Genomic DNA, 5,622 nt, shown 5'->3' with positions numbered 1-5,622 from the left:
TTAGCGGGCGGGTCGGCGGGGCGCACGCCGCGCCCCCCGGCCGGGCGGGCTGCCGGTCCGGGGGCCGTGGTCGGTGCGCGGCGGGAGTGCCCGCCTGTGCGCGTGCCCGCCTGCGGGGCGCCTACTGGCGGGATCCCCACGCCCCGACGGCGGTGACGGCGGGGATCTCCCCTGCCGCTGCCGCCGAGGTGACGTCGCCCCAGCCGCTCCAGCCGCGGCTGTAGTCGCCCAGGATGTCGTACAGGTGACCGTTGTTCACCGCGTACAGCCGCAGGTTGTCGCCCGTGGTGGCGGCGGCGAAGGTGGTGATGCCGCCGAGGCCGGTCGCGGCGGAGACGTTGCCCCAGCTGCCCCAGCGCCCGGCGTTGTAGTCGGCGCCGACGTCGTACAGCGAGCCGTCGATCAGGGCGACGACGTGGACGGTGCCGTTGACGGCGGTGGCGGTCAGTTCGGTGGGCCGGCCGGGCTGGCCGATGGAGCCGGTCAGGTCGCCACCCCGCCAGGTGCCGCGGTCGTAGTCCCCGTCCGCCGTGTACAGGCGGCCGTTGGCGCCGAGCGCGTACACGTGCAGGACGTTGCCGGTCATCGCGGCGGCGACCTTGGTGATCCGGGTGCCGAAGGAGACGTTGGCGGTGATCGCGGCCCAGCCGGTCCAGCGCCCGACCGCGTAGTCGGCGGTGGCCTCGTAGAGTCCGCCGTCGGCGGCGACCACCAGCTTGGTGGAGGTCCCGTTCTCGACCACCGACAGGTCGGTGATGTTCTTGCGCTCGGAGTTGCCGCCGGCGCCGGGGAGGCCGGGCAGGGCGATCTGGTCCCAGTGCCGGGTCGCACCGGGGTACCCCTGGTCGTAGGTGACCAGGTACCCGTTGAGGTTCGCGAACTGGTGCTTGCCGCCGTGCGTGCCGGCCAGCTTGAGGGGCCAGTTGCCGACCAGCGCGCGGGCGTTCGTGAAGGGCGACCAGACGCCGTTCCCGTAGTTGCCGGTGGCCTGGTAGAGCGCGTGCTCGGTCATCGCCAGCAGGCCGGTCTTCTCGCCCGGGAGCGCGGCCAGGTAGGCCCGGGAGTACTGGGCGTCCACCTGCTGGGTGGCGGTCGCCGTCCTCTGACTCGCGTCCCTCACGGTGAAGGTGACCTGGTAGGTGCCCGGCCAGGCGTACTGGTGCGGGGTGCCGGGATCCTGTGAGGGGGTGCCGTCGCCGAAGTCGATCTGCTGCAGCGTGACCGGCCAGGGCGAGTCCGGGACGGAGGCCGTCGCGGTGTAGACCAGGTCTCCGGTGGTGCCGAGGGTGAACTGCGGCTTCAGCGGGCCGGGATCGGTGACGGTGACGGGCGCGGCGTTCGGGTCGCTGACGACCGTGCCGCCCCTCCCGTCGGTGGCGGTGGCGGTCACCCTGTAGGTGCCGGCCGTGGCGTAGACGTGATCGGCGGACCGGGAGCCGGTGGTGACGACCGGAGTGCCGTCGCCGAAGTCGAAGGTGTAGCCGAGGTCGACCTGCCAGACGGTCGTGGCCGTGGCGGTGGCGGTGACGGCGAACGGTGCCGGACCGAAGGCGGTCTGGAACGCGCTGCCGACCGTGCCGACCACGACGGACTTCGGCGCGTGGAACTCGTACGCGCCGCGGTCCAGGAAGCCGCCCGCCGGGGAGTCGGGGAGGTCCGGGTGGTCGACCGGGCTGCTGCCGAGCAGGTCGGTGCCGGCGGCGCCGGGAGCGTTCGGGTCGGCGGAGTCGATCGCGCTGGTCGCGGTGACGGGCAGCCTGTCATCGACGAACTGTCCGCTGACCGGGAGGTTCTGCAGGAACGTGACCTCCTGGTCCGCGTCGTGCTTGCCCTGCCCGGTGGCGGCCGCGAGCGAGTCCGGCGAGGTGTGGTCGGTTCCGGCCCAACGGTAGAGGGGGGCGCCGGTCCAGGAGTGCACGGTGTTGTAGTCCACCGTGGCGGTCGGAGCGGCGGCGGCGGACACCGAGACCACGGGCGCGGGGTCGACGTACCAGCACCGCTGGGAACGGTAGAACGGGTAGTCGGCCGAGGCCCCCGAGATGACGTTGTTCTCGACCACACCGTCGCCGGACGCCCCGTCCAGTGCCACGGCGGTGCCACAGACGTTCGCGATGGTGTTGTTGACCACGCTGACGTGCGACGCGCCGGTCGCCCGGACGGCGTACTCGGCCGGGGCGGCGAAGTCGTTGTGGGCGATCGACACACGCTGGACGCCGGTGTCCACCGACACACCGGCCTGCTGGAACCAGAACCGGTTCCGGGTCACGCTGACGTCCGAGGTGTGCCCGACCAGTTTGACGGCGGGGTTGCCGGTCGTGAGGCGGAAGTTCTCGATGAAGCTGTTCGCCTCCAGCCGGATGTCACTGGAGTCGGTCACGACCACGGCGAGCGGGGACATGCTGAAGGTGAGGCCGCTGACCACGATGTGCTGCGCACCCGTGATCTCCAGTCCGGTCCCCGGGTTCTTCCCCGACAGGACGGGTGACTTGGCGGCGGGTGAGCCGTCACTGCGGATCACGATCGGCTTGTCGGCGGTGCCGGACCGGGTGACCCGGAGCCCCGCGACGTAGCCCCGGCCGGGCGCTACCTGCACGGTCTGCCCGGGGCCGGCCACGTCCACTGCGGCCTGGATGGTGCAGTAGGGCCGGGCAGCGGTGCCGATGCCGGTGTCAATGCAGTTCGACGTGGTGGCGTTGTCGACGTAGAGGACGGCGGCCGGATCTGCGGCGTGGGCCGGAGCCGGCAGCCCGAACGTGACGACAGCCGCGGTGGCGGCCAGGCCGAGGGCTCTGCGGGTGCGCACGGTGGCGACTTCCCCCTTTTTCTCATGGAGATGACCGCGATTCGCCTCGTGTGGGTGCCGTCGGCAGCTACCACCCGGCGGAACCGCGGTGAAGATCGCGATCAGTGTGGCAGAACGTCAGTGCGGTTTGCCACGGCATTCCGAGGCGCCGGGAGGGCCGGTGTCGACGTGGGCGGCGGCACCGAACAGGTCGCCCCTCGCCGCTCGTCGTCCGGATCGACGGCGACACGGCCGGGAGGTGGCCGCGCCCGCCGCATTGACGGGTGTGGACCCGCGCAGCGGGGGCAGCCGACGGGCCGACAGCGGCTCCCGCAGCCGGAGCCTGCGGCAGCAGAACGGCCCGAGTACGGCCCCGACCGGCACGACGCCACCGACCGGCTCCACCAGAACGCGCATTCCAGCTACTACGGCACCTGCTACGGCGCCCCCGTCTGAGCCGGCAACCCACAGCGGGGCCGCCCCTGGGGACGGCCCTGCCACCGTTCAACGCCACGCCCGACCGCGCCCCGCTCGCGCCGGGGACTGTGCGGGAACCGCCCCCTGCGAAGAACCCGGAAGTACCCCGGAAGTACCCGGAAGTGCTCCGGGAGCGACCGGACGGCGGACGGCAGGACGGCGGACGGCAGGACAGGTGGGACGCGGCCCGACAGATTGCGAAACCCACCGCACCGCGGTGTACGAACAAGGGAGAAGGTCATGACACGTAGTCGTGGGGACGCCCGTCTCCGCCACCCCCGGCACGAGCGGCGCGGTGAGGCCCGGCTGCCCGCCGTTCTCGCCACGCTGGCTGCGATCCTGCTGTACGTGGCGCTCCCCCAGCAGCTGCTGGTCGCACCCCGCTACGTCCTGCCGGCGCTGGAGCTGCTCCTCCTGGTCCCGCTGGTCGCCGTCAACCCCCTGCGACTGACCCGCCAGAACCGCATCTCCCGCGCCATGTCGCTCACCCTCGTCCTGCTGATCGGAGCCAGCAACCTCGCCTCGCTCGGCATCCTGATCCACGACCTGGTCTCGAAGCAGGTGGAGGACGGCGGGGAGCTCCTGGTCGCGGCCCTCCAGGTGTGGCTGACCAACATCATCGTGTTCGGCCTCGCGTACTGGGAACTCGATCGAGGCGGCCCCGTCAGCCGAACCCAGGCCCCACGCCCCGAACTCCCCCTGGCGGACTTCCGGTTCTCCCAGGACGAGAACGACGACGCCGTGCAGGAGGTCGCCGACGGCGCCAGCGGCTCGTCCGACTGGGTCCCCACCCTGCCGGACTACCTCTACATCTCGGTCACCAACTCCACCGCGTTCAGCCCCACCGACACGATGCCGCTCTCCACCCGGGCGAAACTCCTGATGAGCATCGAGAGCATCGCCGCCCTGATGACCTCCCTCCTCGTCATCGCCCGCGCCGTCAGCATCCTCCACTGAGTGGCGCGCCGACGGACGGCGAGGTCCTCAGCAGCGCGGGACGCCTGTCGACTCGCACGTAGGGCATCGAGACCGTTACCGAACCGTGGGGCCGGCCCGCCCGGGAGCGGGCCGGCCTTCGGCTCAGGACCTGGTCGTCACCTCGTCCGGACGCGCCCGGCCGGGAGCCGTGCCGCGTCGACGACGCCCCCGGTCAACGGACCACAACGGTCCCGCTGCCCGCACGGTAGCGCCAACCGGCGCCCAGGGTGTTGCAGTGGATCTTGGACCATCCGTTGTTGCTCGCGTCGTTGCCGGACAGGACGGTGTGCCGGCCGTCACTGCTGTCGCAGTACGCCTTCACCTTGTAGATCTTCTGGGTCGCACAGTGCACCCCGAAGTAGTTCGAGTCCGACCCCTGGACGCAGTACGACGGGATCGAGCCACTGAGGCCGGTCTGCGCCTGGGCGGGCGCAGCGACGGCGCCGCCGACGGCGAGCACGGCACCGAGGGCGAGTACGGAAACGGTCTGGCGGATGCGCATGAGGGACCTCTCGTCGAAAGGATCGATTCGGTGTTCTGCGGCGCCCCGTCCCGGCCGGTCGGCGTTTCGGGGCACGTCGGCAACTCTGGTCGACCGACTTGAGGCAAACCTTGGGAAAAGCTTGATGCCCCAGCTGGGACCAGCAACTCGCCAACTATGGAGGGGACTTGGATCTGCCGGGCAGACAAGCCGACGAGCCTGGGTCCCGCATGTTCGACCCTTCGGAGCTCCACGTCGAGGGGCGACCTGCCCCACTGGCCAGGTCGTGGCGGTTGCCGGGCGCGCGCGGCTGGAGGCCGGTGACGGCCTCCGCAGCACGGTCCGGGCGGGCGGGTGAAACGGATCGGCTCCCGTCCGGGCCGTTCGGCCAGGTGGGGAGTGTGGACGGGACTACGGACGTCCAGAACCCCGGACACCCGGGAAAAATACCCCGGCGGGTATATTGGACAACGAAGCGGGGACGTCCTCCCCGACCGATCCACAAGGAGTTCTGCCATGTGTCGACGCACCACGTGCCGAATCTGCGGCAAGGCCGGCTATGCCGGGTGCGGTATGCACGTCGACCAGGTCCTCGCCGGAGTTCGCCAGGCCGACCGCTGCTCCTGCGACCGGAGCGCCCGCAAGGCCGGAGGCTTCCTGGCGAAGCTACTGGGCCGCCGCTGAGCGAACGGGCGCCGCCGGGGCGGGCCACACGCCGGGCCGCACGCCGGGGCACCCGCCACGCCCGCCCCATGTCCGCCCAGCTCTGTCGCTGCCGCCGTTGCGGCGGCGTCCTGTGTGGTGTGCGGTTCGGCCCGGCGGATACCCCCGGGGGCCCTCGCTCAGCGCGCCGCCGCCCGCCCCGCGCATCGGAGGAACCGTCGTCGGCGGGAGCGCCGTGCTG

Annotated in this window: 4 protein-coding genes; 2 read left to right on the top strand and 2 right to left on the bottom strand. The window is 71.8% G+C overall.

Annotation, left to right across the window (positions count from 1 at the left end; all coding sequences use genetic code 11):
* Positions 1-121 precede the first annotated feature (121 nt).
* Positions 122-2,803 (bottom strand): PKD domain-containing protein, encoded by a 2,682-nt coding sequence (locus ABZY91_RS35735; RefSeq protein WP_355407606.1) that lies wholly within the window; start codon positions 2,801-2,803, stop codon positions 122-124.
* 696 nt (positions 2,804-3,499) lie between these two features.
* Here ABZY91_RS35735 and ABZY91_RS35730 point away from each other — a divergent pair.
* Complete coding sequence (locus ABZY91_RS35730; RefSeq protein ID WP_355407604.1) at positions 3,500-4,216, top strand: hypothetical protein; 717 nt, start codon at positions 3,500-3,502, stop codon at positions 4,214-4,216.
* Positions 4,217-4,409: 193 nt separating this feature from the next.
* On the opposite strand, the gene ABZY91_RS35725 is transcribed toward ABZY91_RS35730, so the two are convergent.
* A complete protein-coding gene (locus ABZY91_RS35725) occupies positions 4,410-4,739 on the bottom strand; it encodes a hypothetical protein (RefSeq protein ID WP_329875196.1) in 330 nt (109 codons plus the stop codon).
* 495 nt (positions 4,740-5,234) lie between these two features.
* Between ABZY91_RS35725 and ABZY91_RS35720 the strand changes: the two genes are divergently transcribed.
* The gene (locus ABZY91_RS35720) at positions 5,235-5,402 is read left to right on the top strand and encodes a hypothetical protein (RefSeq protein ID WP_329875198.1); all 168 of its coding nucleotides are present in this window, start codon (positions 5,235-5,237) and stop codon (positions 5,400-5,402) included.
* Positions 5,403-5,622 lie beyond the last annotated feature (220 nt).

Source organism: Kitasatospora sp. NPDC002965 (genome assembly GCF_040611255.1).
In the GTDB taxonomy this organism is placed as follows: domain Bacteria; phylum Actinomycetota; class Actinomycetes; order Streptomycetales; family Streptomycetaceae; genus Kitasatospora.
The sequence above is the reverse complement of the archived record's forward strand: the minus strand, read 5'-3'. Positions and strand labels throughout refer to the sequence as shown.